The sequence below is a fragment of the Lysobacter sp. Root690 genome, from assembly GCF_001427785.1.
Lineage (GTDB): Bacteria > Pseudomonadota > Gammaproteobacteria > Xanthomonadales > Xanthomonadaceae > Lysobacter.
The window spans coordinates 510,031-513,401 of the sequence record NZ_LMHM01000001.1 but is presented as its reverse complement, the minus strand read 5'-3'; the positions used below and the strand labels follow the sequence as shown (position 1 = coordinate 513,401).

Here is a 3,371-nt window from a genome sequence, read left to right as displayed (position 1 = left end):
CATCCTGTCTCGGTGGCGCACGGCGCACATCCATGTGCGCCGCCCTACGGGTGTGCTTTTGTTTTCGCGAATTAGCGACCTCGCGGCGCTGGATGAACTGCGCGGCTTCAGGCTCAAGCAAAAGCTGCATGGCCACCCTGTAGGAGCGGCGCAAACCGCGACCGCGGGAATGCAACCACGGCGCAGGTTGCGAGGTTGCCGTAATGGCGCGCTCGGGAGTTCAGACCCGACAAAAACTACCGCTTCGCCGCCGGCAGCTTGCCGATGATCGCCGCGCGGAACTTGCTCGCCAACGCGTGGAAACCGGCTTCGGTTGGATGCATTTCATCGAACCACTGACTTTCCGACGTCAATGTGCCGCGCAGGTCGACATAGTCGAAACGGCCGGCGAAGCGCGGGTCGTGCTTGAGCTCGCGCAACACGTTCTTCTCGAAACCGTCGATCAACAAGCGCACGAAACGGCGGCGTTCGTCCGCGGTCTTGGCCGGGTCGGCGTTGACGATCGCGTCGATGTGCGGGCCGATCCACGGGCCCACGCTTTTCTTGAGCAGGGCCGCGACGCCGATATTGCCCGGGGTCAACGCGCCCGGTCGGCCGATCAGCTGCGGATGGTCGTAGGTGTGGGCGAGGATCGGGATGTCCGGCTTGGCCGCGAGCGCGGCCTGCAGGAACAGCGCATATGCCTGTTTGACCTGCTCGTACTTGCCGGTGTCGAGCACGCGCTGGAAGCCGGCGTCGGCGGACAGGTTGTGCTGGCCGGCGAAGGTCTTCTTGAGAAAATTGTCGACGAAATCGTTGCCGCCGGCGCTGAGCAGGATCAGGTCGAAGTCGAAGTTTTCGTACCAGCCGATGATGTCGTCGATGTTGTCGCGCACGAACATCGAGCGCTTGGGGTCGTCGGGATTGCGCGAGGCGTGATCGCCGCTGTGTTCGGCGCGGAAGAACAGGCCGCCGTGGCCCAGCAGCGGTACGCCGCGCGCTTCGTCCTCGGGCGCCGGGGAGACGATCCAGTCGAGCAGGTTCATCGCCAGCGGCGTGGAAAACCACGAATCGCCTTCGCAGAAAATCACCGGCGTGCGTTCGAGCAGATGGGCACGCTTGAGCTGGGTGTACAGGCTGCGGAACTGGCCGCGCAGGGGCAGGGCGACGGATTGGCTGGGAGGCATCGGGGGATCTCCGGAGAGCGCGCCGCAGGCGCGCGACAGGGCCAGGTTCTAGCGGCTGCGTGTTGCCGCTATTAGATCGCACCGGCCACTCACTGGTTGAGAACGCTCGCGCGCGCCGGAGCAGGCCATGGACGGCGATGGATGGTGTATCGCGCGCCGTCGCGTGCAGCGCATTGGTTAGACCGGTCGCCGCGCTCTGTTATGTGGGCCGGCGGCGGTCTGCAAGATCCTTCTCAATCCGCGCCATCGGCGCGCCGGCCGGGCATCGGCTCGTCGCGCGCCGCAGCCGCCAGCACCTTTTCGCGCCAGCGTCGCTTCTCGATCTTGCGCATGTTCGGCTCGGCTGCCAGCAAATCCAGGTACGGCATCAGCCGCAGCAGTTCATCGTCGTGCTCGTCTTCGCCCAGGTACTCGCGCACGCACACCAGGTTGCCGTAGTTGTAGGCGTGCTTGGACGGCGTGTCGTCGATCGCCAGCACGCGTTCCAGGCGGTAACCGCGCCGTTTGAGCTTATCCAGGCGCTTGCGGTTCATATACTCGCCGGTGGTCCAGTCGCGGCTGATCGAGCAGCGTTCTTCGGACCACACGAAGCGCAGCGAATTCGGCGGGAACAGCGCTTCGACCACCGCCTCGGCATAGAGCTTTCCCGACGACGTCCACACCCCGACCTCGAAATTCGCCAGCGCGTGATCGATGAAGCGCTGCAGATGCGGGCGGCGGTAGACGTGATAGCGCAAGGCGCGAAAATCGGCGGGACGATCGAGTTCGATCTCGCTGGCGTGGATCAGGGTTTCGTCGAGGTCGAGGACCAACAGCAGGCGCTCGCTCATCCTTGCGTTCTCATGCGGTCGAGTGGGGCTGTCCGATGATGCCCGAGGCCGCATGGGCGGCGATAGCGCACGGCGGCCGTCGCGTCGCATGCGCGTCGGTGTTCGTACACAGCCCACTCGCGTGGCCGCATCTGCATCGGCTGCGGGATCGTCTCAGCCCGAGCCATGCCGGATCTGGCGGTTGCCAGCCGATCGCGGCGCAAGTCCGCCAAGTGCGGCGCCGTTCCACCTCCAGCACACCGCCGTCCCACCGCTGCGCTTGGGTTGCCCCGGCCCCGGACCCATAATGGCCGCCATGGACATTCATTCCGACAACCCCGACCACGGCTTCCAGTTTCCCGGCACCTTCGAGCTCAGCGCGATGGGCGCGGCCGATGCGGGCCTGGAGCACGAATTGCCGCGCCTGCTGCTGGGCGCCGGGATCAACGTGGAAACCGAAACCATTCAGTGGAAGCACTCCTCGACCGGCAAGTTCGTCTCGGTCAAGTTGAGCTTCCGCGCCGAAAACCGCGCCCAGTACGACCTCGCCCATCAGGTCCTGCGCGAGCACCCGGAAGTGAAGTGGACACTGTGATCGACGCCGTCGCCGCCGTTTTCGGTGGCGAAAGCGCGCCGCCGCGCGCGCAGTTGCGCGATCTGGGTCGTCAGCCCTACGAGCCGGTATGGCGCGCGATGCAGGCGTTCACCGACGCGCGCGGCGCGGACACGCCCGACGAGCTGTGGCTGGTCGAGCACGATCCGGTGTTCACCCTGGGTCAGGCCGGCAAGGATGAGCACGTGCTGATGCCGGGCGATATCCCGGTGATCCATGTCGATCGCGGCGGCCAGGTCACCTACCACGGCCCCGGCCAGATCGTGCTGTACCCGCTGCTGGACCTGCGCCGGCTCAAGGTCGGGGTGCGCGAGTACGTCGACCGGATCGAACAGGCGGTGATCGACACCCTGGCCGAGTGGAACATCGAAGGCGCCCGCAAGGACGGCGCCCCGGGCGTGTACGTGGCCGGGGCCAAGGTCATGGCGCTGGGCATCCGGGTCCGCCGCGGCTGCACCTTCCACGGCCTGGCCTTCAATATCGCCATGGACCTGTCGCCCTACCAGCGCATCAATCCGTGCGGGTATCAGGGGCTGCAGGTGACCTCGGTGCTAGACTTGGGCGGCCCGTCGGGCATGGAGCAGGTCAAGCCGGTGCTGGTCGCGCAACTCGCGCGGCAGTTCGGTCTGACGGTCGAGGACGCGGAGCCGTTGAGCTTTTAAATGCCTTATCCCGCTTGTGGGAGTGGGTGCTTGATGTTCCTTCTCCCGCAAGCGGGAGGAGTGCTTATTTTTCCTTCTCCCGCAAGCGGGAGAAGGTGCCCGAAGGGCGGATGAGGGCGCG

Annotated in this window: 4 protein-coding genes; 2 read left to right on the top strand and 2 right to left on the bottom strand. The window is 65.9% G+C overall.

The annotated features are described in order from the left end of the window. Window positions 1-236: 236 nt before the first annotated feature. Window positions 237-1,166 carry a hypothetical protein gene (locus ASD86_RS02235; protein ID WP_056106406.1) on the bottom strand — a complete coding sequence of 310 codons (930 nt, stop codon included), beginning with the start codon at window positions 1,164-1,166 and terminating at the stop codon, window positions 237-239. A gap of 233 nt (window positions 1,167-1,399) precedes the next feature. Next, window positions 1,400-1,996 carry an HAD family hydrolase gene (locus tag ASD86_RS02230; RefSeq protein ID WP_056106405.1) on the bottom strand — a complete coding sequence of 199 codons (597 nt, stop codon included), beginning with the start codon at window positions 1,994-1,996 and terminating at the stop codon, window positions 1,400-1,402. Window positions 1,997-2,291: 295 nt separating this feature from the next. Here ASD86_RS02230 and ASD86_RS02225 point away from each other — a divergent pair, with 295 nt between their 5' ends. Next, a complete protein-coding gene (locus ASD86_RS02225; RefSeq protein WP_036106308.1) occupies window positions 2,292-2,570 on the top strand; it encodes a DUF493 family protein in 279 nt (92 codons plus the stop codon). Beyond that, window positions 2,567-3,250, top strand: coding sequence for a lipoyl(octanoyl) transferase LipB (lipB, locus tag ASD86_RS02220; protein WP_157476105.1), 684 nt, complete (start codon window positions 2,567-2,569; stop codon window positions 3,248-3,250). Before ASD86_RS02225 ends, lipB begins: the two co-directional genes overlap by 4 nt. Window positions 3,251-3,371: the final 121 nt, after the last annotated feature.